Raw genomic sequence first — 23,405 nt, forward strand, 5'->3', positions numbered from 1 at the left:
TACGCCGGACCGGCCCCCCTCCCGCCCGCGGGGGGCCCCGCCGACCGACCCCCAGGGATCCCTGGGGGTCGGCCCCGCCGCCCGGAACGACTGGAAGGAGAAGGCGTGAAGCTCGACGTGTTTCGCATCGGCGCGATCCTCGCGACTGCCACTTTGACGGCACTGGCCTCGACCGCTTGCAGGGCAGGCGGACCCGCCCCCGTACATCCGAAGGCCGTACAGCATTCCGAATTGGTCGGCCGATGGGACGGGGATCCGAAATGCGGCTCGCCGGTCCTTCGGCTGCGTGACGACTACACCTTTTCCGGCAAGGGCGTTCCGGTCGCGTGGGACGGTCCCATTCCGGACGCGAAGGTGACGCGCCGTTCAGCCGACGGGAAATGGCATGCGGTCAACGAGGATCCCGGCCTGCCGCCTTATCTGGTGCTTCGTTTCGACCATCAGAACGACCATCAGATTCTGTCGTTCACCCTGGAGCAGGGGAAGCTGCTGATGGACGGGAGTGTCACGGCGGACGGGGGGGATCCCTATTCCTACTCATGTGACTACAGGCGCACTTCCGCCGACCCCGACTTCGACCGATAGCGAGCCCGCCCGAGGGTGTGACGCTCATCACAGCGTGGACCCGTGATGATCCGGCGTCCGGTTCCGCTGGCTTGGTGGGAGGGCGGGCAGACCCGCGGTCCTCCCGAGGAACCGAGGAACCAGGGGACCGGGGGAACCATGCCGGTTCGTACACGAGGGGTGGGACCGATGGACCGAGTCAGCCGCACGCTGCGGGCCGCCGACATGAGCCGGCACGCCTCCGCGTTCGCCGCCCGCACCACCGCGAGAGCGCGGCTCCCCCTCGACTTCTCCGCGGCCAGCCTGCGCATCGTCGACCGCGTGGTGGACGGTCTGCGGCGGGGAGCCGGGGACCCGCTCGACGTGACGCCGATCCTCCAGGAGCTGGGTGCGTACGTCGGGGAGGTGCTCGTCCGGCAGGCGCGGGCCCGCTGGGTCGACTTCGACGACGTGACGTCCGAACTGTTCGGGCAGCCGGTCGGCGTCCGGACCTGCGACGGACGGGCGTGGAACCCGCTCGGCAAGGTGGTCAACCGCTTCGAGGCGGGCCCCGACGAATCCGCCTACGGGCTCTTCCTGCAGGTCCCGCGCCGTCCGAAGGACCTGCCGCCGGCACCGGGCACGGCCGACGGCCGACGCCTGACGGCCGCGTAGGGTGATGCGCCGGGCAGCGCTACGCGGGAAGACCAGGGGAAGATCATTTGAGGGCGGACGACGCCACTCTGCAGCATGCCGTGGAGCGTGCGCAGAACGGTGACGACGAGGCGTTCGCCGGCGTGTACCGCATCGTGCAGCCGGGGCTTCTGGGCTATCTGCGAGGGCTCGTCGGCGAGTCCGCCGAGGACGTGGCCTCCGAGGCGTGGCTCGAGATAGCCCGCGACCTGGGGCGGTTCCGCGGAGACGGCGCGGGGTTCCGCGGCTGGACCGCGACCATCGCCCGCCACCGCGCGCTGGACCACCTGCGGCGCCTGCGCTCCCGGCCGCGTACGGCCCCCTTCGGGCAGGAGATCCTCGACCTGCCCGCGCCGGGGGAGACGGCGGGCGAGGCCCTGGAGGCGATCTCCACCGCCGAGGCCCTGGCTCTGGTCGCCGGACTGCCCCGGGACCAGGCCGAGGCGGTGCTGCTGCGGGTGGTCGTCGGTCTCGACGGACCCGCGGCGGCACGGGTGCTGGGCAAGCGGGCAGGGGCGGTGCGCTCCGCCGCCCACCGCGGGCTGAAGCGGCTCGCGAAGGAAATGCTGGGATGAGTGCGGGGAACGGTATGCGGGAACACGACGGCGTCGAGGCGGCTCTGGCCGCCGCCCTGTGTCCCAGGGGCGTGGACGACGCCTCGGCGCGAGCTGCCGTCGCCGCGTTCCGCACCGCCCGCGACTCGGGCCTGCACCGGTCCCGGCGCACGAGACGCCGCGAGGACTGGCGTCCCGTGCGGGACCGCCGCGGCGGCCGCCCGCTGAAGACCGCACTCGCGGCCCTGGCGGCGAGCCTGACCCTGGGCGGCGTGGCCTTCGCGGCGGCCGCGTCGCACGACACCGCCGAGGAGCAGGAGCCCCGCGACCCCGAACCCGGCAGCAGCACCTCCGTCCCGCTGCCGCCGCGGGGGCCCGGCCTCCCACCGTTCACGCTCCCGAACGGGGCCTCAACGCCCCCACCCGGAGCCCCCGGCACCCGCATTCCTCACGACCGGACCGCCCCGCCGCACCCGAACGAAGCCCTCTGCCTCGCGTACGAGAAGTCCCGGGACCAGGGCAAGGCGCTGGAAGCCGCGGCCTGGCAGCGCCTGGTGGCGGCGGCGGACGACCACGACGTGGCGACCTACTGCGCCACGCTCCTGACGCCCACGCCGGCACCCCCGAACGACCACCCGGCCCCGACGGGGGAGAAGACCCCCTCCGGCACCCCGGCCGACCCCGCATCGACCCACCCGGCCCACCGTCCCCCGACGCCCTCGGGCGCCGTGCGGCTGCCGGAGGGCGCCCCGGTGACCGGTGAGTGATCCGGTGGCGGGGCGCCCTGGGGGTCAGTACGTCAGGGTGGCAGGGTCCGAGACGTCCGGGGTGCCCGTTTCGATGTGGCCCGCGAGGCGGCGGAGGTAGTCCGCGTTCGACGCGGTCGTGATCGTCACGTCGTACCAGCGGTGGCCCGTGGACGGAGCGACCGTGTGGGTGGTCGTGGTGCCCGCCGGGACCGAGAGCGTGGTCGGGCTGCCGCCGTAGGCGTTGGCGACCGTCACGGTGGTGGTGGCGCCCGCGTTCGTGAAGGTCAGGTCCAGGGCGCCCGTGCTCGCGTTGTGGCGGGCCGACACCTCCGGGACCGCCGTCTTGCCGGGAGAGCGGAAGCGGCGCAGGAAGCCGTTCGGGCCGTGGACCGTGAGGTCGGTGACGCCCTTGGAGTACTTGGTGTTCCAGGTGTCCGCGATCGACTTGTCGGCCTCCGCCGTGTACGTCCACGGGACGTCCGTGCGGTTCGCCGACGTCACGTAGAACTGGGCGCCCGCCGCCGGGCCGCCGCTGAACGTGAGGCGGTAGGTGCCCGCCGTCACGTCCGCCGCGCCGTCCACGTACGGCGCGTACTTCAGCGGGCGGGTGGGCTTGCTGCCCGGCTCCTGGCGCGGCATCGTGCCGACGGCCGGGGCCGTGGCCAGGAAGTCCGGGTGGCGGTTCTTGTCCGGCGGGTAGTAGCCGGCGGTCGACGGCAGCGGGGCCGGCTGCGCGTCCGTACGCGTGAAGTCGAACGCCGAGGTCAGGTCGCCGCAGATGGCCCGGCGCCAGGGCGAGATGTTCGGCTCGCGCACCCCGAAGCGGCTCTCCATGAAACGGATCACGGAGGTGTGGTCGAAGGTCTCCGAGCAGGTGTAGCCGCCCTTCGACCACGGCGAGACGACGATCATCGGGACGCGCGGGCCGAGACCGTACGGGCCGGCCGCGTAGCCGACCTTGCCGGGGAACCAGTCCAGGGTGGTGGCCACCGTCGACTTGCCCCAGGACGCGTCGGCCGGGACGAAGGGCGGGACCACGTGGTCGAAGAAGCCGTCGTTCTCGTCGTACGTGATGAACAGCGCCGTACGGGCCCACACGTCCGGGTTCGAGGTCAGCGCGTCCAGGACCTGCGCGATGTACCAGGCGCCGTAGTTCGCCGGCCAGTTGGCGTGCTCCGAGAAGGCCTCGGGCGCGGCGATCCAGGAGATCTGGGGCAGGGTGCCCGCCTGGACGTCGGCGCGGAGCTTGTCGAAGAAGCCCTCGCCGGCCTTGGCGTTCGTGCCCGTGCGGGCCTTGTCGTACAGCGGGCTGCCGGGCTGCGCGTTCCGGTAGTTGTTGAAGTAGAGGAGCGAGTTGTCGCCGTAGTTGCCGCGGAAGGCGTCGTTGATCCAGCCCCAGGAGCCCGCCGCGTTCAGGCCGTCGCCGATGTCCTGGTAGACCTTCCAGGAGACCCCCGCCGCCTCCAGGCGCTCGGGGTAGGTGGTCCAGCCGTAGCCCGCCTCGGCGTTGTTCAGGACGGGGCCGCCGCCCGTGCCGTCGTTGCCGACGTAACCGGTCCACATGTAGTAGCGGTTGGGGTCGGTCGCGCCGATGAACGAGCAGTGGTACGCGTCGCAGATGGTGAAGGCGTCGGCGAGCGCGTAGTGGAACGGGATGTCCTCACGGGTGAGGTGCGCCATCGTGGCCTTGGTCTTGGCCGGGATCCAGTTGTCGTACTTGCCCTTGTTCCACGCGGCCTGGCCGCCCTGCCAGTCGTGGTTCAGGCCCTGGAGGTACTCCATGCCCAGCTTGTCGCTGGCCGGGCGGAAGGGGAGGGTCTCCTTGGAGCCGTCCGTCTGGTGGAAGACGGACTTGCCGCTGGGCAGCGTGACCGGTCGCGGGTCGCCGAAGCCCCGTACGCCCTTCATGGCCCCGAAATAGTGGTCGAAGGAACGGTTCTCCTGCATCAGGACCACGATGTGCTCGATGTCCTGGATCGTGCCGGTGGAGCCCTGCGCCGGTATCGCGGCGGCGCGGGCGATGCTCTCCGAGAGCATCGTGAACGCGGCGGTACCGCCGGCCAGCTGAAGGAACCGGCGGCGATTGAGGTCGGCCATGGGGGAGTTGTCCTCCGGGGATGCGTGCGAACGGTGGGGGTGCGGGTGCGCGCACGGCCGGACGGACCCGGCCGACGGGCGCCCCAAGGAGAGCGCCCGTGGACCACGGCCCGGCGGCCTTTCCATGACTGCCCGCCGTACACCAGACGAACCCCCCGTGCCCGAACGTGAAAACTCACAACCGAACGCCCTCGGTGGGTCATTGACCTCCGGGGGCGGGTGTGAATCAACAGAATCCCACGCGGCTTCTTACTCGACGACGAGCTCGACCTCGATGTTCCCGCGGGTGGCCTTCGAGTACGGGCAGAAGGCGTGCGTCTTCTTCAGGAGGGTGAGGCCCGCCTCCCCCTGGAGGTGGTCCGGGAACTCGGCGCGCATCACGACCGCGAGGCCGAAGCCGCCGTCGGCCGGGTCCTTGCCGATGGAGACCTCGGCGGTGACGGAGGCCTCGGAGATGTCGATCTTCTCCTGGCGGGCGACCACGCCCATGGCGCTGGCGAAGCAGGCCGCGTACCCGGCGGCGAAGAGCTGCTCGGGGTTGGTGCCCTGACCGTTGCCGCCGAGCGCCTGCGGGTGGGCGAGGGGGAGGTCGATGTGGCCGTCGGAGCTGACGGCGCGGCCCTCGCGGCCGTTGGCGGTGGCGACGGCGGTGTAGATCGCGTCCATGGGTGTTCTTCCGTCCTGTCCGGGTTCCGGGAAGTGCTGACCCCTCATTTGTAGCGCACGATTTAGTTGTGCACAACTTAATCGCGTGTGAGGAGCCTCGCGTATCCTTGAGCCATGGAGACGCTCGACTCGGTCCCGGACGCCGAATTCCTCCGGCTGGACCATCAGATCTGCTTCTCGCTGCACGCGGCGACCCGCGCCTTCAACGGCGTCTACCGCGAGGCCCTCAAGGAGCTCGGGCTCACCTATCCCCAGTACCTCGCCATGCTCGTGCTCTGGGAGCACGGCGAGCTGCCCGTGAAGGGGATCGGGGAGCGGCTGCGGCTCGACTCCGGAACGCTGTCGCCGCTGCTCAAGCGGCTCGAGGCGGCCGGATACGTCGAGCGGCGCCGCAGCCCCGAGGACGAGCGGTCCGTCACCGTACGCCTCACCGCCGACGGCGCCGCCCTGCGCGAGAAGGCCCTGGGCGTGCCGCGCCGCATCGCCGCCGCGACGGGCCTCGGCCTCGACGAGATCGTCGAACTGCGGGAGCGGCTCGACGCGCTGGCGGCCCGGCTCGACGCGGTCGACCCGGACGACCTCGCGTCCTGCGCGACGGGTCTCTGAGGCGCCGGCGACCGGTAGAGCCCCTGTGAAGCGCAGGCCCCGGCGGGTTTCCCGGGCTCGGGTCTCCGGCGTCCGGGCCCCGGGAGGCCCCCGGTCTCGGTGACCTCCCTGCGAGGCGGGCCCCGCAGGGCCTCGGGAGGCCCCCGGTCTCGGTGGTCTCCCTGCGGGGCGGGCCCCGCAGGGCCTCGGGGCCTCAGGCCTCCGGGTGGGCCAGGCGGCCGAGCAGGGTCACCGCCTCCTCGGTCCGCACCGGGCGGAAGAACTCGGCGTCGACCGTCTCCACCGCCGCGATCGCGCGGGGCGCCAGGGCCGCGCCGGCCTCGGTGACCCGCAGTCGCTTGGCGCGGGTGTCCGCGGGGTCGACCTCGCGCGCGACGAGCCCCTTGTTCTCCAGGGTGCGCAGCACCTGCGAGGTCATCTTGACGTCCGTGCCGGCCTGCCGGGCCAGGGTCAGCTGGTTAGGCCGCTCGCCCTGGCCGTTGAGCCACCAGGCGCAGGCGAGCAGCACGAACTGCACATGCGTGAGGCCGAGCGGCGCCAGGGCCGCCGCGATGTCGCGCTGCCAGCGCAGCGTCGCGTGCCACAGCAGGAATCCGGGGCTCTGGCCGGGGTCGAGGGGCATCAGCGCTGCGCCAGTTCGACGAGGGCGGCCATGGTGTCGGGCCAGTCGGCGGTGATGCCCGGGCCGATCTCCGGACCGGCCTCGTCCGCGCCGGCGCCGGTGATCTCCATCCGGTAGACCACCCGGATGCGGCCCTGGCCGGCCCGCTCGATCCGGTGGACCGTGCGCAGCAGCAGGTCCCCGAAGCGGGCCTCGTCGACGAACCGCTCGTTCTCGACGGCCTCGGCGACGTGCAGCAGGACCGGGTCGTCCCCGGGCGGCGTCATCGTGATCCGGGCGCCCGCCGCGAAGGGGCCGCTGATCTCGATCTTCTCGATCTCGGCGTTCCAGGTGCCCCACCCGGCGACGTCGGCCCAGAGGCGCCAGACGGCCTCCGGGGTGGCGCTGGTCTCGATGCTGTGCTCGTACTCCCACATGAGGGCCTCCTCGACCAGATGATGTGTACGTAGATTATCTCCGCGCAGATCATCTGTCGAGGGGTTCCGCCGTGCGGGTCTCAGGGCGCCGCGATCACCAGCGCCGCGTTGTGCCCGCCGAAGCCCACCGAGGTGGAGAGGGCGAGCCGGGGCCGGGCCGCCCGGGCCGTCGCGGGGACGTCCAGGTCGATCCCCTCGCCCGGCTCCGTGAAGTTCGCGGTCGGCGGCGCCCGACCCGCCCGGTTCCGCGCATCGTCCTCTCCCCGGGGCCGCAGGCGATGCGGCCCGCCGAGCGGTGAGCCGAGCGGCTTCCGTTGCGCGTTCACTAAATGGTAAGGAGCATCTTCGGTGCTCGCTCCTATACTCGCTCCATGTCCGACATCACCATCCGGCGCGCCACCGCCGACGACTCCCCACGGCTCACCCGGCTCGTCCGGACCTCCCGGGCCTACCGGGGCGACTACGCCGCCATGGTCGAGGGCTACCAGGTCGGCGGGCCGTACATCGAGCACCACCCGGTCTACGTCGCCGTCGACGAGGCGGACGGCGGCCGGGTCCTCGGGTTCTACGCGCTCCTCGTCGACGAGGCCGAGCTCGACCTCGCGTTCGTCGCCGACGCCGCCCAGGGGCTCGGCATAGGCCGGCTCCTCATGGAGCACATGACCGGACGGGCCAGGGCCGCCGGGCTCGGCTCCGTCCGGGTCGTCGCCCATCCGCCCGCCGAGGAGTTCTACCTGCGGACCGGTGCCGTCCGCACCGGCACCGTGCGACCCGCCGGACGCATCCACTGGGAGCGCCCCGAGCTGCGGTACGACATCGCGTGACCGCCACCCAGAACACCAAGGGCACCGAAGACGCCGGGGAGCGGGAGCGGGACCGCCGCAAGGTCCTCGCCGACCTCACCCCGCTGCGTACCTCCGCGCACTACCGCCGCCTCTGGTTCGGGAGCACCGTCTCCTGGGTCGGACAGGGCATGACGGCCCTCGCCGTCTCCCTCCAGGTGTACGACATCACCCGCTCGCCCTTCTCCGTCGGGCTCGTCGGGCTCTTCTCCCTCGTGCCGCTCGTCGTCTTCGGCCTGTACGGCGGCGCCATCGCCGACACCGTCGACCGCCGCAAGCTCGGCCTCGCCAGCGCCGGCGGCTCCGCCGCGCTCTCCGCCGCCCTTGCCGGGTCCGCGTTCGCGGGCTTCCACCACGTCTGGTTCCTGTACGGGATCGTCGCCCTCCAGGCCGTGTGCACCGCGCTCAACGCGCCCGCCCGCTCCTCGATGATCCCCCGGCTCCTGCCCCCCGAGCAGCTGCGCGCCGCCAACGCGCTCAACTCGATGGTCATGACGTTCGGCACGCTCGTCGGGCCCAGCCTCGGCGGCCTCATCGTCGGCCTGGCCGGTTACCAGGCCGCGTACCTCATCGACTTCCTCGCCTTCTCGGCGAGCCTGTACGCGATGTGGCGCCTGCCGTCCATGCTCCCCGAGCGGAACGGCAGCAAGAGGGCCTCCGTCCTCGACGGGCTGCGGTTCCTCGCCACCCGCCCCAACCTGCGCATGACGTTCTTCTCGGACTTCTGCGCGATGATCCTCGCCCACCCCCGCGCCCTGTTCCCGGCCATCGCCGTCCTCTGGTACGGCGGCGACGCGAAGACCACCGGACTCCTCGTCGCCGCGCCCGCGTTCGGCGCGCTCCTCGGGGGAGTCCTCTCCGGCTGGCAGGGCCGCATCCGCCACCACGGGCAGGCGATCCTCCTCGCCGTCGCCTCCTGGGGCACCGCCATCGCCGTCTTCGGACTGACCCGGAACCTCTGGCTCGGGCTGCTGCTGCTCGCCCTCGCCGGCTACTCCGACACCGTCTCGATGATCTTCCGGAACACGATGATGCAGGTCGCCGCCCCCGACGAGATGCGCGGCCGGCTCCAGGGCGTCTTCATCGTGGTCGTCGCGGGCGGCCCCCGGCTCGGCGACTTCCTCGCGGGCTCCGTCGCCGACCTCACCTCGCCGGCGGTCGCCGTCACCGGAGGCGGCATCGCCTGCGTCCTGGCGATCGGAATCCTCGCCCTCCACGGGCGCGGATTCCGCCGCTATGACGCCCTCGATCCGACTCCGTGACCGTGCACGCCCGACGCCCCGGCCGGGGGCCCGGCCTTCTCCCCGTCTGTCAACGGGCGTTCGGCAACGCCTTCTTCAGCACCTTGCCCATGTCGTTGCGGGGGAGTGCGTCGAGGTAGCGGACCACCCGGGGGCGCTTGTGCGGGGCGAGGAGACCCGCCACGTGGTCGGCCAGGTCCGCCTCCGCGGGCGGCTTCTCCCCGTCCTGCGGGACCACCCAGGCCACGATCCGCTCGCCGAGGTCCGGGTCGGGCTCGCCGGTCACGGCGGCCTCCCGCACTCCCGGGTGGTCGAGGAGGGCGTTCTCGATCTCGCCCGCCCCGATCTTGTAGCCGCCGCTCTTGATGAGGTCCGTCGCCTTCCGGCCCACCAGGCGCACGCCGCCGTCCGCCTCACGGACCGCCATGTCGCCGGTGCGGAACCAGCCGCCGTCGAAGGCTGCGGCGGTCGCGTCCGGCCGGTTGAGGTAGCCGGAGAAGAGGTGGGGCCCGCGCACCTGCACCTCGCCGACGGACTCCCCGTCGAGCTCCTCGATGACGGAACCGTCCTCGTCCACGAGCCGCAGGTCCACGCCCGCGAGCGGGGTCCCGACGGTCCCGGGGCGCGGCTCGCCGCCCGGGCGCACGCTGGTGTTCATGAGCGTCTCGGTCATCCCGTACCGCTCCACGACGGTCCGGCCCGTCGCCGCGGCGATCCGCTCGTGGTCGTGCACGGGGAGCGCGGCGGAGCCGGAGACGAGGAGCCGGGCGCCGGCCAGGGCGGCGGTGAGGTCCGGGTCCTCGTCGAGGGCGTCGGCGATCCGGTGGTACATCGTCGGTACGCCGAAGAGCATGGTCCCCCCGTCGGCCAGCTCGCGCCCGACACCCGCCACCGAGAACGCCCCCAGGTGCCGGACCTCGCCGCCGCGGCGCAGCGGGCCCAGGATGCCGAGGACGAGCCCGTGGACGTGGAACAACGGCAGCGCGTGCACCAGGACGTCGTCCTCCGTCCAGGCCCAGGCCTCGGCCAGCGCGTCGAGGGAGGCGGCGACGGCCCGGTGCGAGAGCAGCACGCCCTTCGGGGGGCCGGTGGTGCCGGAGGTGTAGACGACGAGGGCGGGTTCCTCGGGGCCGACGGGGGGCCAGGCTGCCGCTGCGGGCCCGGTGAGCTCCACGTCGATGCGGGGGAGCGCGGTCGGCAGCTCGTCGCCCGGCCCCGCGAGCACCACGTCGGGCTCGCTGTCCCCGAGGATGTGCGCGAGCTCCCGCTCCCCGGTACGGGGGTTGAGCGGAACGGCGGGGACGCCGGCGAGCAGGGCGGCGACGACGGCGACGGCGGTACGAGCGGTGGGCGTCGCCCAGACGGCCACGCGCCGGGCGGTACGGATGCGGGTGGCGAGGGCGGAGGCGGCGCGGGCGAGTTCGCCGTAGGTGAGGGCGTCCGCGCCGACGCGGAGGGCGGGGCGGTCGGACGGGTTCTGCAGGGCGGGGATGAGCGCACTCACCGGTCGTACTCCTCGGGTCGTCGACGGCAGGGGCTACCAGGAGGAATTCTGCCCGTGCCGCGGGCGTGGCGTGCCCGATGACCCGGGCCGGCGACAACTGCGCGGTGGGCGCGCGGCGATGACCGCGCACAGGGCCGCGAGGGGGAGTTCCGCGGCCACGGCCATGGCGACGGCGACGGCCAGTTCCGGTCCGGTGGCCGAGGTGGCGAGGTCGATGCAGGCATCGGCCAGGAGGAGCACCGCCGCGGCGGCCGCGGGCGCGCGGTGACGGGCGTCACCGCGCGACAGACGGCTGCCGGCGCTGAGCAGTGCGGCGGCCTCCAGGGCATCGAGGGTGACCCAGGCGGCGGCCTCGGCGGGTGGCAGGGTGCCGGCGAGGTAGCCGAGCCAGGGCAGCAGGGCGAGTCCCGCGCCCATGAGCACCCGGCCCTGCCGGCGGCGGGTCCGGCCGGGGCCGGAGGAGTCGTGGGCGGTGTCGGTCGATGGGCAACTGTGCCTGGCAGTAGGGGAGATGAGGGCGGTGAGGGCCACGTCGGAGGTCTCTTCCGGTGTCATGAACCCGGCCGTCGGGCTCGTGATCAACCCTCCGGTCTCCGGTCTCCGGAGTCAGTAACACTGTTGTCCGTCCTGGGGTGGCACTGGTTGTACCTTCCTGCCGGACGACAGGTTCATGGCAGGCCGCGGGACCGGCGCCTACGGTGGGATCATGAAGATCCGGCCCCGGCTGCGGCGGGCGCTCACCCGACTGACGCGCGACACCTCGTTCCTCGCTCTGGGCGTGCCGCTCCACCTCCTCATGGGGTTCCTGCTGTTCGTGGACTTCGGCCTCGTGTGGGAGATCGTCGCGGGAAACGACAGCAGCGCGCCGTACGTCCTGAGCCTCGCGCTCGTGCTGACGGCGGTCTGCGTGCCGGCGCTGACCCCGGCCCAGCGCTGGCGATTCCGGCGGCTGCTCGGCGTCGACATCCCCCGCCCCGGACTGCGGCGGCCGTGGCGGCAGTTCGCCTACCACTCCCTGGCCGGGACGCTGTTCGGCACGCTCGAAGCGGTGGTGGCGGCGCTGATCCCGGCCGGACTCGCTCTCTCCCTGACCACGGTGTGGGTCTACGCGATCCCCTGGAAATGGCGGTTGAAGCACCCCGAATACGCCACGCAGGCCGCTTACATCTCCGTCGTGGGACTGCTTGTGCTGGCCGCTGTCCCCTACCTGGCCGCCGCCCTCGTCCGCTGGGAGACCCAGGTGGTCCCCACCCTGCTCGGCCGCAGCAGGGAGGAGGACCTGGCGCGACGGGTCGAGGACCTCACCGAGAGCAGGGCGGGCGCGGTGGACGCGGCGGACGCGGAACGGCGGCGCATCGAACGGGATCTGCACGACGGCGCGCAGCAGCGACTCGTGTCGCTGGCGCTGAACCTGGGCATCGCCAAGGCCACGCTGGTGGACCTGCCGCCGGAGGCGCGCGAGGTGATCGACGCGGCGCACCGGGAGGCGAAGGAGGCGATCGAGGAGCTGAGCAGTCTCGTGCGGGGGCTGCACCCCGCCGTCCTGGACGAACTCGGCCTCGACGCGGCGCTGTCGGGGCTCGCGGCCCGCGCCCCGCTGCCCGTGCGGCTGCGCGCGGACCTGCCGCGGCGCATCGCGCCGGCGGTGGAGGCGGTCGCCTACTTCGTGGTCTCCGAGGCGCTGACGAATGTCGCCAAGCACGCGCGGGAGGCGACCCGGGCGGATGTGACGGTCACCCTGCTGGGCGGGATACTGCGGATGGTGATCGCGGACGACGGCCTGGGCGGCGCCGACCCCGGCAGGGGAAGCGGCCTGACGGGGCTCGCCCAGCGCGTGCGGTCCGTCGACGGAACGTTCCGGATGAGCAGCCCGGTGGGGGGACCGACCATGATGAGTGTGGATCTGCCGTGTCAGAACTGAGGGGTGCGGGGCAGGAGGAGCCCCGTGGACGACGTGCGGTGATCGCCGAGGACTCCGTCCTGTTGCGGATGGGTCTGGTCAAGGTGGTGGAGATGGCCGGCTTCGAGGTGGCCGCCGAGGTGGGTGACGCGCAGGGCCTCCTCGACGCCGTCGAGGAGCACCGGCCCGACCTCGCCGTGGTGGACGTCCGGATGCCGCCGGGATTCACGGACGAGGGGGTGCGTGCCGCGCTGTCGATCCGGCGCAGCCGGCCGTCGACCGCCCTGCTGCTGCTCTCCCAGTACGTCGAGGAGCGTTACGCGGCCGACCTGCTCGCCGCCAACACCAGTGGTGTGGGGTATCTGCTCAAGCAGCGGGTCGCGGACGTGGAGGAGTTCGTCGAGGCGCTGCGGCGGGTGGCGGACGGTGGAACCGCGCTCGATCCGCAGGTCGTCGCCCAGTTGCTGGTTCGCCGGTCGAACGATCCGCTGGACCGGCTCACGGCGCGCGAGCGGGACGTGCTCGCCCTCATGGCCGAGGGCCGCTCCAACGCGGGCATCGCCGCCGGGCTCGTGGTCAGTGAGAGCGCGGTCGCCAAGCACATCAACAGCATCCTCGCCAAGCTCGATCTCCCCAGGGCGGAAGCCGACCACCGCCGGGTACTGGCCGTCCTGCGCTTCCTGGGAGTGGGTGGCTAGGAGTCCCCCCTACGGGCGGCCCGCCGTGACCTTGGCCCGCTCGGGGTCCGGTTCCTCGCCCCCCGGGCGGATCCCGCGCATCCGTCCGTACGCGTACACACACCCCGCCAGCGCCAGGTCCGACAGCAGCATGAAGCCGATCGAGTACGAGCCCTTCGCGCTGTAGATCGCGCCCATCACCAGCGGCGGAAGGAAGCCGCCGAGGCCGCCCATCGCGCCGACGATGCCGGTGACGCTGCCGACCTTCGCCTGGGGGGTGACCTGGGAGACCAGGGCGAAGACGGAGCCGCTCGCCGTGCCGAGGCCGGCGGCCATGATGAGGAGGGCCGTCGTGCCGCCCGGGTACAGGGGCGGGTCGAAGGCCTGGACGACGGCGAGGAGGGCGACCACGCCGAGCGCGACCGCCGTGACGAGTGCCGGGTGGATCCGGTCGGAGAGCCAGCCGCCGATCGGGCGGAACACGACCGTCACCAGCGCGAACCCGGCCGCCTTCGTGCCCGCGTCCGTCGGGTCGAGCTCGTACCAGGTCTTCAGATACGTCGGCAGGTAGACGCCGAACGCCACGATCCCGCCGAACCCGATCGCGTACAGCGCCGACAGCTCCCACGTCACGCGCAGCCGGGCCGCCGAGCCGAGGCGGGTCGCCAGGGACGCCGTCGGTACCGGGCGGTCCGGGCGGTCCGTGATGAGGAACGCGGCCAGCGTCGCGTACGCCGCCAGCGCGATCGCCACCACGAGGAACGGCAGGTTCTCGCCGTGCTTGGCGATCCGGGGCGTGAAGTAGCCGGAGAGCGCGACCCCGCCCATGCCCATGCCGAACACCCCGAGCGCCAGGCCGCGCTTGGCGGGCGGGAACCAGGAGTTGACCAGCGGGATGCCGATGGCGAAGGTCGTGCCGCCGAGGCCGAGGAGGAAGCCGACGACCAGCATCAGACCGTAGCTGTCCTTCACCACGATCAGGAGCAGCACCGGGATGATCGTCAGCGCCGACACCAGCGGGAACATCAGCTTCGCCCCATACCTGTCGGTCAGCGCCCCGGCCGGGATGCGGCCCACCGAACCGACCAGGACCGGCACCGCCACGAGCAGCGACTGCTGGAAGGAGCTGAGTTCGAGCCGGTCGCCGTACCAGCTCGCGAGGGGCGCGATCAGGTCCCACGCCCAGAACGTGAGCGTGAAGCCGATCGTGGCCATCACCAGGTTGCGGTAGGCCGCCGCTGTCGGCGGCTTGGTCTCGGTGGTCACGGAATCAGTCAAGATCCGGGGGCGGTGTCCGGCGCGCCGGACTGCTCCGTACGGGGGCGGTCAGGGCCAGTCGACCGTGACGGGGGGCACGGCGTCGTCCTCCACGTGGAGCCGGGCGCCGCCCCCGCCCGCCGACACCTCGACCGTGATCGCGCCGACCCCGGCCCGCCGGTGCGCCGCCGCGAGCGCCCCGCGCAGGACGGCGAGGAGCTTGTCCGCCGTCGCCTCGTCGACGAGCGTGTCGACCGCGCCGGAGAAGTGCACGGACGGCTGGAAGCCCAGCAGCGCCGCCGCGCCGCCGGTCTCGCGCAGCACCCGCCCCCGGAAGGAGGCCGGCGCGTCGGCCGGCGGCTGCTGGAGGGCGAAGATGGTCGTCCGGACCTCCTGGATCGTCGAGTCCAGTTCGTCCACGGCCCTGCCGAGCAGCGCGTCCTCGTCGGAGGAGCCGGCGGCCCGCCGCCGGGTGGACTCCAGCATCATCTCCGTGGCGAACAGCCGCTGCACCACCAGGTCGTGCAGGTCCCGCGCGATCCGGTCGCGGTCCTCGAAGACCGCGAGCCGCTCCCGGTCGTGCCGCGCGTCCGCGAGGACCAGCGCGAGCGCCGCCTGCGAGGCGAACTGCGAGGCCAGCAGCCGGTCCACGGCCGAGTAGGGCGCGCCGCCGCGCCGCCGGGGCAGGGCGAGGGTGCCGATGAGCTTCCCGCCGCTCTGCAGCGGCAGCATCATCGAGGGGCCGAAGCGGGACCGCACATGGGTGGTCATCCGGGGGTCCGTCGCCGAGTCTTCGATGAACACCGGCTCCCCGCCGAGGAGTTGGGCGAGGACGGGGGAGCCGGGCGCGATCGTCGTGCCGACCAGGTCCCCCGGGTCGTCCGTCGTGGAGGCGGCGACGATCTCCATCCCGCCCTCCTCGGTGGGCTGGAGGACCACCCCGGCCGAGGCGTCGGCGAGGATGCGGGCCTGCTCGGCGACGGTCGTCAGGGCGTTCTCGGCGGGGGCGCCGGTCAGCAGGGCCGTGGTGACCGCGGCCGCGCCCTCGATCCAGCGTTCCCGCTGACGGGCGGTCTCGTACAGCCGGGCGTTGCCGATGGCGATCCCGGCCTGGGAGGCGAGGACCCGCAGCAGGGCGAGGTCCTCGTCGGTGAAGCCGCCCTCGCGCTTCTCGGTGAGGTACAGATTGCCGAAGACCTGGGTGTGCACCCGGATCGGGACGCCGAGGAAGGTGCGCATCTCCGGGTGGCCCGCGGGCACGCCGGCGGAGCGCGGATCGGCCGTCAGGTCGTCGAGCCGCAGCGGCTGCGGGTCCTGGACGAGGACGCCGAGCAGCCCGGTGCGGCCGTCGGGGAGCCGGCCGATCCGCTGCCGCTCCTCCTGTGTCATGCCGGAGGTGAAGAGCTCGGTGAGGCGGTGGCGCTCGGGGTCGACGACCCCGAGCGCCCCGTAGCGGGCTCCGGTCAGCTCGGTGGCGGAGTCCACGATGTGCTGGAGGGTGGTGCGGAGTTCGAGGTCCGTGCCGACACTGAGGACCGCTTCGAGCAGCATGGGCAGGCGGGGCGTCTCCGTGTCGTCGTCGGTGCCCTCGTCCATGATCGTCATGGTCTCATTGTCGTACGAAACATCCTGTTTGTGTGCTTCAGTCCACGTCGTCGTCGGCGAGCGGGTCACGCTCCGCCAGCGGGTCGAGGACCATCGGCTGGACCTTGCCCTCCAGCATCGCGCCGAGGCCCAGGACCGCGCACACGTCCGGCCGTTCGGCGATGTGCACCGGCATCCCGGTCGCCTCGCGCAGCATCTGGTCGAGGCCCGGCAGCAGGGCGCTGCCGCCGACCATCATGATCCCGCGGTCCGCGAGGTCGGCCACCAGGTCCGGCGGGCAGTCCCGCAGCACCTTCCCGATGCCGTCGAGGACCGCCGTCAGCGGGGTGTGGATCGCGTCCCGTACGGCGGCGGTGTCGACGGTCACCGAACGGGCCAGGCCCGTCGCGACGTCCCGGCCGTGGATCTCCGTCCAGGCGGGTCCCTGCGTGGTCAGCCCGTTCCCGCTGAGGGCGAGTTGCAGGGGACGCACCGACTGGCTCGGCAGCATCAGCTCGTGGTGGTGGCGCAGGTGCTGGATGACGGCGTGGTCGATGGCGTCGCCGCCGACCGGCATCCGCTCCGCCGTCACGATCGCGCCCAGCGACAGCACCGCGACCTGCGTGGTCGCCGCCCCGCACACCAGGATCATGGTCGCGGTCGGCTGCTCGACCGGCAGCCCGCAGCCCACGGCCGCCGCGATCAGGGTGTCGACCAGTTCGACCCGGCGGGCCCCCAGGCCGACGAGGGTCTCCACGGCGGCGCGCTGCGCCAGTGGATCGCTGTCGTGCGGGGTGCAGGCCGCCGCGCGCAGCCGGGGCTTGCGGCGCAGCTGGCGGCGCAGCTTCTCGCCGAGGAGGTGACGGAGCATCCGCTGCGCCATCTCGATGTCGACGACCGTGCCGCCCGAGACCGGGCGCACGACCCGGATGTAGTCGGGGGTGCGGCCGGTCATCTTCTCGGCGAGGGCGCCGACGGCGATCAGCGCTCCGGTACGGGTGTTGACGGCGGCGACGCTCGGCTCGTCGACGACGAGTCCGGCGCCCTTGACGTAGACCCGGGTGCGGGCGGCACCCAGGTCGACGGCGACATGGCAACGACGCAGCTGCTCAAGGCTGACGGTCACGGCGGATCCTCCGGAGTGCGGTGCTGGCACGGGCGAGGCGGGTCGCGATTCGCGGTCCTGTTCGCATCGTCCGACCGTCCGGGTCGCGGCGCGCGCTGGGCTGCGCCGCCCGGGGGCTCCGGCCGCGGGTGGCGGGGTGTCGGCGGGAGGGCTCCGGCGCGGGTGGCGGGGTGTCGGCGGGAGGGCTCCGGTACGGGTGGCGGGGTGTCGGCGCGAGGGCTGCTAGCGCGAGCGGCGGGGTGTCGGCGGAGGGCTCCCGTGCGCGGCGGGGCGCCCCCGCCCGAGCCGGTCCGGTGCGGGCGGTGTCGGTGTCCCCACTCCGGGTGAGGGGCGACGCGGAGGCCATCCCTCCCGAAGCGGGAGATTCACGGCGCACCGCCGACGACCTGCGGTTTCCACACAGGATCCTCACTTCCGCGCCTACCTGACGCCGTACCGGGCCGCATAGCCTGCGGGCCCCATGGACTACTGCCACGCGTGCCGGCGGCATCTCAACGGGGCCCTCGCCTGTGCCGGGTGCGGGACTCCCGTCGAGGAACTGCGGTACGAGACCCCCCACATACCGGTCCACACCCCGGACCACGGTTACGGCGGGCCGACCCGGCCCGCGATCTACGAGACGCCGAACCGGTCCGCGACGTACGGCGGTCCGTACGGCGTGCCGAGCGTGCCCGCGACGTACGGCGATCCGTACGGTGCGCCGAACGGACCCTCGGTGTACGGCGAGCCGGCCCGCCCCGCCGTGTACGGCGACCCGACGCGCCCGGCGATCTACGACACGCCGGGGACTCCGGACGCGCCCGACGCTCACGCGCCCCCGGACGCGCCCCCGGACCCCGACGAGCCCGACCGGCCCGCGCCCGAGCACGTCTACGAGCTGGACGTCCTCGAACCGCCCCGCCCCGCCCCGGGCGGCCGCCGCGCCGCCTCGCGGGGGCGCTCCGCCGCGCGACGGGGGAGGGGCTCGCACTCGCGCCGGGGTCGTACGGTCCTGGTCGGCACGGTGGGCCTGGTCCTCGCGGCCGGGACGCTGAGCCTGGCGAAGCTCGCCCTGGAGGAGCCGCCGCAGGACGGCGCCGCCACGGCGGTCGAGGAGCTGGAGGTCACCGAGACCCCGATGTCTCCCGGACCCGTGGAGACCTCGGAGACCCCGGAGGGCACGAGCCCGTCCCCGGCGACGGACGCGCCGAGCGCCGTCCCCGCACGCCCCCGCCAGGTGAGCACGGGCTCGGGCTCCGGCTCGGGTACGGGTACGGGCTCCGGTACGGGTACGGGTACGGGCTCCGGCCCTGGAACCGGGGGTTCCCCCGCTCCCGCCCCGACGACGACCGGCCCGGCGGCCCCGCCCGCCCCGCCCAGCGCGACCACGTCCGCGACGGCGAGCGGCCCGACGCCGACCGGCTCGGGCACGCCCGGCACGGCCGCCCCCGCGACCACCGGCCCCACGCCGAGCCAGAGCCCGACGCCGAGCCCGGAGCCGACGTGCACCCGCTTCCTCTGGTGGTGCGTCTAGGCCGCCTCTTTCGGATCTTGCCTGACCCGCGACGCCTGGCACCGCACCTCGCCGCGTTGTCGGGCCCGCCCAAGTACGTCCAGTAATCGGGCGACCCTCCGCCTTGCGATGTGTCCCCTCGGCCCTGGCGGGCCTGGGGAGACCCCAGGCACCAGACGCCGCGGGCTTAACCGGCAAGATCCGAAAGAGACCGCCTAGGGCTGCTCCGCGTCCACGCCCAGCATCCGCTTCAGCAGGTCCCGCAGCAGGGTCCGCTCGGTCTCGGAGAGCTCGCCGAGCGGCTCGCGCGCGAAGTCGAGGGACTCGCGGAGCCGGCGGGCGGTGTCCCGGCCCTCGTCGGTGGGGACGGCCAGCTTGACCCGCCGGTCGTCCGGGTCGGGCCGGCGCTCGACCAGGCCGCGCGCCTCCAGGCGGTCGACGATCCCGGTGATGTTGGAGGGCTCGCACTTCAGCTTCTGGGCGATGCGGCGCATCGGCAGCGGGTCGAGCGAGAGCAGGCCGAGGACGCGGGCCTGGGCGCCGGTCAGCGCGTGCTGCGCGGCCGCCTGCTCGTACTCGTCGTAGTAGCGCGCCACGACCGTGCCGATCAGCTCGACGACTTCGAGGGTCAGGGGGTCCGTGGGTGAGGTGGCCATGAGCCTCAGTCTACCCGGATACTTGACAACATGAAATATCCAGGCGCATGGTTGTTTCAGGCAGTGAACCTTTTGTGTTGTCAAGCTTTACCTGGAGGCCGTGCTCATGTCCGTTCTTCCCGCGTCCAGCCGTGAGTGGCACCTCGTCGCCCGTCCGCACGGCTGGCCCGTGCCGGCGGACTTCGCCCTGCGCGAGACGCCGGTCGCCGCGCCGGCCGAGGGCCGCATCCTCGTGCGCAACCTGCACTTCTCCGTCGACCCGTACATGCGCGGCCGGATGAACGACGTGAAGTCGTACATCCCGCCCTTCCAGCTCGACCAGCCCATGGACGGCGGCGCGGTCGGCGAGGTCGTCGCCTCCAACGCCGAGGGCTTCGCCGTCGGCGACCACGTCCTGCACGGCCTCGGCTGGCGCGAGTACGCCGACGTCCCCGCCAAGGGCGCCACCAAGGTCGACCCGGCGCTCGCCCCCCTCTCCGCCTACCTCGGCGTGCTCGGCATGACCGGCCTCACGGCCTACGCCGGCCTCTTCGAGGTCGCCTCCTTCAAGGAGGGCGACGCCGTCTTCGTCTCCGGCGCGGCCGGCGCCGTCGGCAGCCAGGTCGGCCAGATGGCGAAGCTCAAGGGCGCCTCCCGGGTCATCGGCTCCGCCGGCTCCGACGAGAAGGTCAAGTTCCTCGTCGAGGAGCTCGGCTTCGACGCCGCCTTCAACTACAAGAACGGCCCGGTCAAGGACCAGCTCCGCGAGGCCGCCCCGGACGGCATCGACGTCTACTTCGACAACGTCGGCGGGGACCACCTCGAAGCCGCGATCTCCTCGCTCAACGTGCACGGCCGCGCCACCATCTGCGGCATGATCGCCCAGTACAACGACACCGAGCCGGTCGCGGGACCCCGCAACATGGCGATGATCATCGGCAAGCGGCTGCGGCTCCAGGGCGTCCTCGTCGGCGACCACTACGGCCTGCAGAACCAGTTCGTCCAGGAGGTCGGCGGCTGGCTGGCCTCGGGCGAGCTGAAGCACCGCGAGACCTTCGTCGAGGGCATCGAGAACGGCGTGGACGCCTTCCTCGGCCTGCTCCGCGGCGACAACACCGGAAAGATGATCGTCTCGGCGACCCGCTAGTCTTCCCTCAGCCGTCGCGATCGTGGGCGCGAGTCGCGGCGAACGGAAAAAGGAAGACAACAGCATGTCGATTCAGCAGTCCGACGTCCTGTACACCGCCGTCGCCACCGCCGAGAACGGCCGTGACGGCCGCGTCGCCACCGACGACGGTCAGCTCGACGTCGTCGTGAACCCGCCCAAGGCCATGGGCGGCTCCGGCGCGGGCACCAACCCCGAGCAGCTCTTCGCGGCCGGCTACAGCGCCTGCTTCCAGGGCGCCCTCGGTGTCGTCGCCCGGAACGAGAACGCCGACGTGTCCGGCTCGACGGTCACCGCCGAGGTCGGCATCGGCAAGAACGACGACGGCTTCGGCATCATCGTCAAGATCTCGGCGACCATCCCGAACGTGGACGCCGAGACCGCCAAGAGCCTGATCGAGAAGGCCCACCAGGTCTGCCCGTACTCCAAGGCGACCCGCGGCAACATCATGGTCGAGCTCGCCGTCTGAGTCACGGACGCGCCGCGCGAGGGCCGCACCCCGACCGACCGGGGTGCGGCCCTCGCCGTGTCCGGAGGCGCTGCGGCATCATGTCCGTGTCCTGCGGACAGGGGGAACGAGTGGTGGCGTACGACGGGTCGGAACAGGCCGATCACGAGCTGATCGGCGGGCGGTACCGCCTCGGCGAGCTGCTCGGCCAGGGCGGCATGGGTGTCGTCCGGCGGGCCACCGACGAGCTCCTCGGACGCCAGGTCGCCGTCAAGACGCTCGCGCTCGACTCCGGCGCCGACCCGGCGGGCGCCCTGCGGGAGGCCCGGGTCGTCGCCCAGGTCCGCCACCCGCACGTGATCGTCGTCCACGACGTCGTCGAGCACCGGGGGCAGCCCGCCCTGGTGATGGAGCTGGTCGACGGCGGCTCGCTCGCCGACCGGCTGGCCGCCGGCGAGGTCCTGTCCCCGCGCGAAACGGCGCGGCTCGGGCTCGACCTGCTCGACGCGCTGTCCGCCGCCCACGCCCGCGACGTACTGCACCGGGACGTGAAGCCCGCCAACGTGCTCCTGGAGAAGGGCACCGGCAGGGCCGTCCTGACCGACTTCGGCATCGCCAGCCTCCCCGGCGCGACGACCCTCAGCCGCACCGGCGTCTTCATCGGGACCCCCGAGTACACGGCGCCGGAGCGGATGCGCGGCGAGGACGCGGGACCCGCCTCCGACCTGTGGTCGCTCGGCGCCCTGCTGTGCGCGGCGGCGACGGGCACGTCCCCGTTCCGCCGGAACTCCATCGGCGCCGTCCTGCACGCGATCGTGTACGAGGAGATCCGGCCGTCCGAACGGATGGGACCGCTCGTCCCCGTCGTCCGGGGCCTCCTCGAACGCGACCCGGACCGCCGTCTCGATGCCGCCGGGGCCCGCCGCCTGCTCGCCGCCTGCGCGGCCGAGCCCCAGCCGGCGCCGGACCCCCACCACCCGACCGCCCGGGACACCGCCCCGGAACCACGGCACCACGCCGCCGCCCCCGCAGGCCCCTCCCGCCGCGGCGGGCTCGCACTGCCGTTCGTCGCCGCCGCCGTCGCCGCCTCCGTCGGGGCGGTGACGGTGGCCGTGCTGCTCGCCGGCCGCGACGAGCAGCCCGCGGGCGCGGGACCCTCGCCCACCGGTGCACGGAGCTCATCGGCGGCGCCCGCGCCCGCCCCCGTACCCGCCGGGTACACCGCCGTCCGGGACGAGCGCGGCTTCGCCCTCGACGTGCCCGCCGGGGCGCGCCGCTCGACCGACGGCGAGCGGGTCTTCTACACGACGGGCGACGGGGCCGTCTGGGTCGGGATCAGGATCCGCGCGATCCCGTCCGGCGGGGCGATCGGGGTGATGCGTACCGCCGACGCGGCCGGCCCCGGCACCAACAAGGGCTACCGCGACGCCACGGTCGAGGAGACGCGGCACAAGGGGCTGCCCGCCGCCCGCTGGGAGTTCACCTGGGACGGCTTCACCCGCGCCGAGGGCCCGCGGCACACCGTCGACCTCTGCTGGGAGCAGGCCGGGACCCTCTACGACCTGTGGGCATCGGCCCCGGTGAGCCGCGCCGCCGAGGCCCGCCGTCACTTCGACACGGCCCTGGAGTCCTTCCGTACGACCGACGGTTAGGGTTTCCCCATGCGTGATCTCGGGGTGGGTTTCAGATACCTGTTGCAGGGCCAGAAGTGGGTCGGACAGCACGGTCGGTGGTTCGGCTTCGGGCTGCTGCCCGGACTCGTGACGCTCGTCCTCTACGCGGGGGCGCTCGTCGGCCTCGGTTACGGCGCCGACGACCTGGCCGCGTGGGCGACGCCGTTCGCCGACGACTGGTCCTCGCCCTGGCTCGACCTCTTCCGCGGCACCCTGACGGCGCTCGTCTTCGCGTTCGGGCTCTTCCTCGCGGTCATCACCTTCACCGCCGTCACCCTGCTCGTCGGCCAGCCCTTCTACGAGTCGCTGTCCGAGGAGGTCGACCGCAGCGAGGGCGGCGAGGTGCCCGAGTCGGGCCTGCCGCTCTGGCGCGAGCTGTGGATCTCGGCCCGTGACAGCCTGCGGGTCCTGCTGCGGGTGGCGTTCTACGGCGTCCTGCTCTTCGCCTGCGGGTTCATCCCCGTCGTCGGCCAGACCGTCGTCCCCGCCATCGGCTTCTGCGTCTCCGGCTTCTTCCTCGCCGAGGAGCTGACGGCCGTCGCGCTGCAGCGCCGGGGCGTCGAGCTGAAGGAGCGGCTGCGGCTGCTGCGCGGGCGCCGGTTGGCCGCCCTCGGCTTCGGCGTTCCGCTGACGCTCGCCTTCCTGGTGCCGTTCGTCGCCGTCCTCCTCATGCCGGGCGCGGTCGCCGGAGCCACCCTGATGGCCCGTGACCTGCGCGGTGAGACATCCGGCGACGACGACGCCGACGAGAACGACCACGAGGGCGGCGACCTTCCCTCCTTCGGCGGCGACCAGCAGGTGCATCACCTCCCTCGCTGAAGGCACCGGTGAGCTGGGCTCGGACGACAGGACGAGAGCCGGCAGCCGGTCTTCGTCCTCGCGGACGTGAGCAGGTCCCGTGACGCACCCGGCCCC

The 23,405-nt window shown here is 73.1% G+C and carries 25 protein-coding genes; 14 read left to right on the forward strand and 11 right to left on the reverse strand.

The window, feature by feature from the left end; translation table 11 throughout:
- Window positions 1–105: 105 nt before the first annotated feature.
- The 4 genes from ABT041_RS33115 (at window position 106) to ABT041_RS33130 (ending at window position 2,557) form a co-directional block, all read left to right on the forward strand.
- Complete coding sequence (locus ABT041_RS33115) at window positions 106–585, forward strand: hypothetical protein (RefSeq protein ID WP_351191488.1); 480 nt, start codon at window positions 106–108, stop codon at window positions 583–585.
- A gap of 168 nt (window positions 586–753) precedes the next feature.
- Window positions 754–1,218, forward strand: coding sequence for a hypothetical protein (locus ABT041_RS33120; protein ID WP_351191490.1), 465 nt, complete (start codon window positions 754–756; stop codon window positions 1,216–1,218).
- 47 nt (window positions 1,219–1,265) lie between these two features.
- Window positions 1,266–1,811: an RNA polymerase sigma factor gene (locus ABT041_RS33125; protein ID WP_351191492.1), complete on the forward strand. Its 546-nt coding sequence runs from the start codon at window positions 1,266–1,268 to the stop codon at window positions 1,809–1,811.
- Complete coding sequence (locus ABT041_RS33130; protein ID WP_351191494.1) at window positions 1,808–2,557, forward strand: hypothetical protein; 750 nt, start codon at window positions 1,808–1,810, stop codon at window positions 2,555–2,557. Before ABT041_RS33125 ends, ABT041_RS33130 begins: the two co-directional genes overlap by 4 nt.
- Before the next feature lie 24 nt (window positions 2,558–2,581).
- Here the strand turns inward: ABT041_RS33130 and ABT041_RS33135 are convergent, their stop codons facing one another.
- Window positions 2,582–4,636 carry a phosphocholine-specific phospholipase C gene (locus ABT041_RS33135; protein ID WP_351191496.1) on the reverse strand — a complete coding sequence of 685 codons (2,055 nt, stop codon included), beginning with the start codon at window positions 4,634–4,636 and terminating at the stop codon, window positions 2,582–2,584.
- Between the two features lie 249 nt (window positions 4,637–4,885).
- Window positions 4,886–5,302 carry an organic hydroperoxide resistance protein gene (locus ABT041_RS33140; protein ID WP_351191498.1) on the reverse strand — a complete coding sequence of 139 codons (417 nt, stop codon included), beginning with the start codon at window positions 5,300–5,302 and terminating at the stop codon, window positions 4,886–4,888.
- A gap of 114 nt (window positions 5,303–5,416) precedes the next feature.
- Here ABT041_RS33140 and ABT041_RS33145 point away from each other — a divergent pair, with 114 nt between their 5' ends.
- A complete protein-coding gene (locus tag ABT041_RS33145; protein ID WP_351191500.1) occupies window positions 5,417–5,908 on the forward strand; it encodes a MarR family winged helix-turn-helix transcriptional regulator in 492 nt (163 codons plus the stop codon).
- Window positions 5,909–6,101: 193 nt separating this feature from the next.
- Here ABT041_RS33145 and ABT041_RS33150 read toward each other — a convergent pair whose 3' ends face one another.
- The 3 genes from ABT041_RS33150 to ABT041_RS33160 all read right to left on the reverse strand — a co-directional run bounded on the left by ABT041_RS33150 (window position 6,102) and on the right by ABT041_RS33160 (window position 7,272).
- Complete coding sequence (locus ABT041_RS33150; RefSeq protein WP_351191502.1) at window positions 6,102–6,530, reverse strand: MarR family winged helix-turn-helix transcriptional regulator; 429 nt, start codon at window positions 6,528–6,530, stop codon at window positions 6,102–6,104.
- On the reverse strand, window positions 6,530–6,946 hold the full coding sequence (locus ABT041_RS33155) for an SRPBCC family protein (RefSeq protein WP_351191504.1): 417 nt from the start codon (window positions 6,944–6,946) through the stop codon (window positions 6,530–6,532). Before ABT041_RS33155 ends, ABT041_RS33150 begins: the two co-directional genes overlap by 1 nt.
- An 80-nt stretch (window positions 6,947–7,026) precedes the next feature.
- On the reverse strand, window positions 7,027–7,272 hold the full coding sequence (locus ABT041_RS33160; protein WP_351191506.1) for a hypothetical protein: 246 nt from the start codon (window positions 7,270–7,272) through the stop codon (window positions 7,027–7,029).
- A gap of 45 nt (window positions 7,273–7,317) precedes the next feature.
- Between ABT041_RS33160 and ABT041_RS33165 the strand changes: the two genes are divergently transcribed.
- Window positions 7,318–7,770: a GNAT family N-acetyltransferase gene (locus tag ABT041_RS33165; RefSeq protein ID WP_351191508.1), complete on the forward strand. Its 453-nt coding sequence runs from the start codon at window positions 7,318–7,320 to the stop codon at window positions 7,768–7,770.
- Window positions 7,767–9,050 (forward strand): MFS transporter, encoded by a 1,284-nt coding sequence (locus tag ABT041_RS33170; protein WP_502976648.1) that lies wholly within the window; start codon window positions 7,767–7,769, stop codon window positions 9,048–9,050. Before ABT041_RS33165 ends, ABT041_RS33170 begins: the two co-directional genes overlap by 4 nt.
- A 49-nt stretch (window positions 9,051–9,099) precedes the next feature.
- On the opposite strand, the gene ABT041_RS33175 is transcribed toward ABT041_RS33170, so the two are convergent.
- Together ABT041_RS33175 and ABT041_RS33180 are read right to left on the reverse strand one after the other, a co-directional pair.
- A complete protein-coding gene (locus ABT041_RS33175; RefSeq protein WP_351191510.1) occupies window positions 9,100–10,533 on the reverse strand; it encodes an acyl-CoA synthetase in 1,434 nt (477 codons plus the stop codon).
- Between the two features lie 33 nt (window positions 10,534–10,566).
- Window positions 10,567–11,088 carry a hypothetical protein gene (locus ABT041_RS33180; RefSeq protein ID WP_351191512.1) on the reverse strand — a complete coding sequence of 174 codons (522 nt, stop codon included), beginning with the start codon at window positions 11,086–11,088 and terminating at the stop codon, window positions 10,567–10,569.
- Between the two features lie 151 nt (window positions 11,089–11,239).
- On the opposite strand from ABT041_RS33180, the gene ABT041_RS33185 reads away from it, so the two are divergent.
- Both ABT041_RS33185 and ABT041_RS33190 read left to right on the forward strand, forming a co-directional pair.
- Window positions 11,240–12,454, forward strand: coding sequence for a sensor histidine kinase (locus ABT041_RS33185; protein ID WP_351191514.1), 1,215 nt, complete (start codon window positions 11,240–11,242; stop codon window positions 12,452–12,454).
- A gap of 38 nt (window positions 12,455–12,492) precedes the next feature.
- Window positions 12,493–13,131 carry a response regulator gene (locus ABT041_RS33190; RefSeq protein ID WP_351191644.1) on the forward strand — a complete coding sequence of 213 codons (639 nt, stop codon included), beginning with the start codon at window positions 12,493–12,495 and terminating at the stop codon, window positions 13,129–13,131.
- A 9-nt stretch (window positions 13,132–13,140) separates the two neighbouring features.
- Here the strand turns inward: ABT041_RS33190 and ABT041_RS33195 are convergent, their stop codons facing one another.
- From ABT041_RS33195 to ABT041_RS33205, 3 genes are all read right to left on the reverse strand, one after another.
- Window positions 13,141–14,325 (reverse strand): MFS transporter, encoded by a 1,185-nt coding sequence (locus ABT041_RS33195; RefSeq protein ID WP_351191646.1) that lies wholly within the window; start codon window positions 14,323–14,325, stop codon window positions 13,141–13,143.
- A 111-nt stretch (window positions 14,326–14,436) separates the two neighbouring features.
- A complete protein-coding gene (locus ABT041_RS33200; protein ID WP_351191516.1) occupies window positions 14,437–15,972 on the reverse strand; it encodes a GAF domain-containing sensor histidine kinase in 1,536 nt (511 codons plus the stop codon).
- A 37-nt stretch (window positions 15,973–16,009) separates the two neighbouring features.
- Window positions 16,010–17,077, reverse strand: a complete 1,068-nt coding sequence (locus ABT041_RS33205) for a rod shape-determining protein (protein ID WP_351191518.1) — start codon at window positions 17,075–17,077, stop codon at window positions 16,010–16,012.
- A 460-nt stretch (window positions 17,078–17,537) separates the two neighbouring features.
- On the opposite strand from ABT041_RS33205, the gene ABT041_RS33210 reads away from it, so the two are divergent.
- Complete coding sequence (locus ABT041_RS33210) at window positions 17,538–18,590, forward strand: SCO2400 family protein (protein ID WP_351191520.1); 1,053 nt, start codon at window positions 17,538–17,540, stop codon at window positions 18,588–18,590.
- 194 nt (window positions 18,591–18,784) lie between these two features.
- On the opposite strand, the gene ABT041_RS33215 is transcribed toward ABT041_RS33210, so the two are convergent.
- Window positions 18,785–19,225, reverse strand: coding sequence for a MarR family winged helix-turn-helix transcriptional regulator (locus ABT041_RS33215; RefSeq protein WP_351191522.1), 441 nt, complete (start codon window positions 19,223–19,225; stop codon window positions 18,785–18,787).
- A 106-nt stretch (window positions 19,226–19,331) separates the two neighbouring features.
- Between ABT041_RS33215 and ABT041_RS33220 the strand changes: the two genes are divergently transcribed.
- From ABT041_RS33220 to ABT041_RS33235, 4 genes are all read left to right on the forward strand, one after another.
- The gene (locus ABT041_RS33220) at window positions 19,332–20,351 is read left to right on the forward strand and encodes an NADP-dependent oxidoreductase (protein WP_351191523.1); all 1,020 of its coding nucleotides are present in this window, start codon (window positions 19,332–19,334) and stop codon (window positions 20,349–20,351) included.
- Between the two features lie 64 nt (window positions 20,352–20,415).
- Window positions 20,416–20,838 (forward strand): organic hydroperoxide resistance protein, encoded by a 423-nt coding sequence (locus ABT041_RS33225; protein WP_351191525.1) that lies wholly within the window; start codon window positions 20,416–20,418, stop codon window positions 20,836–20,838.
- 80 nt (window positions 20,839–20,918) lie between these two features.
- The gene (locus ABT041_RS33230; RefSeq protein ID WP_351191527.1) at window positions 20,919–22,469 is read left to right on the forward strand and encodes a serine/threonine-protein kinase; all 1,551 of its coding nucleotides are present in this window, start codon (window positions 20,919–20,921) and stop codon (window positions 22,467–22,469) included.
- A 9-nt stretch (window positions 22,470–22,478) separates the two neighbouring features.
- Window positions 22,479–23,309 (forward strand): EI24 domain-containing protein, encoded by an 831-nt coding sequence (locus ABT041_RS33235; protein WP_351191529.1) that lies wholly within the window; start codon window positions 22,479–22,481, stop codon window positions 23,307–23,309.
- Window positions 23,310–23,405: the final 96 nt, after the last annotated feature.

The sequence above is a fragment of the Streptomyces sp. NPDC002825 genome, from assembly GCF_040295385.1.
GTDB lineage: Bacteria > Actinomycetota > Actinomycetes > Streptomycetales > Streptomycetaceae > Streptomyces.

Bases quoted from the DNA above. Each gene is read 5' to 3' on its own strand.
- ABT041_RS33135 (WP_351191496.1), bottom strand. From the start codon at position 4,636: ATGGCCGACCTCAATCGCCGCCGGTTCCTTCAGCTGGCCGGCGGTACC.
- ABT041_RS33180 (WP_351191512.1), bottom strand. From the start codon at position 11,088: ATGACACCGGAAGAGACCTCCGACGTGGCCCTCACCGCCCTCATCTCC.
- ABT041_RS33120 (WP_351191490.1), top strand. From the start codon at position 754: ATGGACCGAGTCAGCCGCACGCTGCGGGCCGCCGACATGAGCCGGCAC.
- ABT041_RS33140 (WP_351191498.1), bottom strand. From the start codon at position 5,302: ATGGACGCGATCTACACCGCCGTCGCCACCGCCAACGGCCGCGAGGGC.
- ABT041_RS33165 (WP_351191508.1), top strand. From the start codon at position 7,318: ATGTCCGACATCACCATCCGGCGCGCCACCGCCGACGACTCCCCACGG.
- ABT041_RS33150 (WP_351191502.1), bottom strand. From the start codon at position 6,530: ATGCCCCTCGACCCCGGCCAGAGCCCCGGATTCCTGCTGTGGCACGCG.
- ABT041_RS33145 (WP_351191500.1), top strand. From the start codon at position 5,417: ATGGAGACGCTCGACTCGGTCCCGGACGCCGAATTCCTCCGGCTGGAC.
- ABT041_RS33230 (WP_351191527.1), top strand. From the start codon at position 20,919: ATGTCCGTGTCCTGCGGACAGGGGGAACGAGTGGTGGCGTACGACGGG.
- ABT041_RS33200 (WP_351191516.1), bottom strand. From the start codon at position 15,972: ATGACGATCATGGACGAGGGCACCGACGACGACACGGAGACGCCCCGC.
- ABT041_RS33130 (WP_351191494.1), top strand. From the start codon at position 1,808: ATGAGTGCGGGGAACGGTATGCGGGAACACGACGGCGTCGAGGCGGCT.
- ABT041_RS33215 (WP_351191522.1), bottom strand. From the start codon at position 19,225: ATGGCCACCTCACCCACGGACCCCCTGACCCTCGAAGTCGTCGAGCTG.
- ABT041_RS33155 (WP_351191504.1), bottom strand. From the start codon at position 6,946: ATGTGGGAGTACGAGCACAGCATCGAGACCAGCGCCACCCCGGAGGCC.
- ABT041_RS33225 (WP_351191525.1), top strand. From the start codon at position 20,416: ATGTCGATTCAGCAGTCCGACGTCCTGTACACCGCCGTCGCCACCGCC.
- ABT041_RS33185 (WP_351191514.1), top strand. From the start codon at position 11,240: ATGAAGATCCGGCCCCGGCTGCGGCGGGCGCTCACCCGACTGACGCGC.
- ABT041_RS33235 (WP_351191529.1), top strand. From the start codon at position 22,479: ATGCGTGATCTCGGGGTGGGTTTCAGATACCTGTTGCAGGGCCAGAAG.
- ABT041_RS33195 (WP_351191646.1), bottom strand. From the start codon at position 14,325: ATGGCCACGATCGGCTTCACGCTCACGTTCTGGGCGTGGGACCTGATC.
- ABT041_RS33210 (WP_351191520.1), top strand. From the start codon at position 17,538: ATGGACTACTGCCACGCGTGCCGGCGGCATCTCAACGGGGCCCTCGCC.
- ABT041_RS33220 (WP_351191523.1), top strand. From the start codon at position 19,332: ATGTCCGTTCTTCCCGCGTCCAGCCGTGAGTGGCACCTCGTCGCCCGT.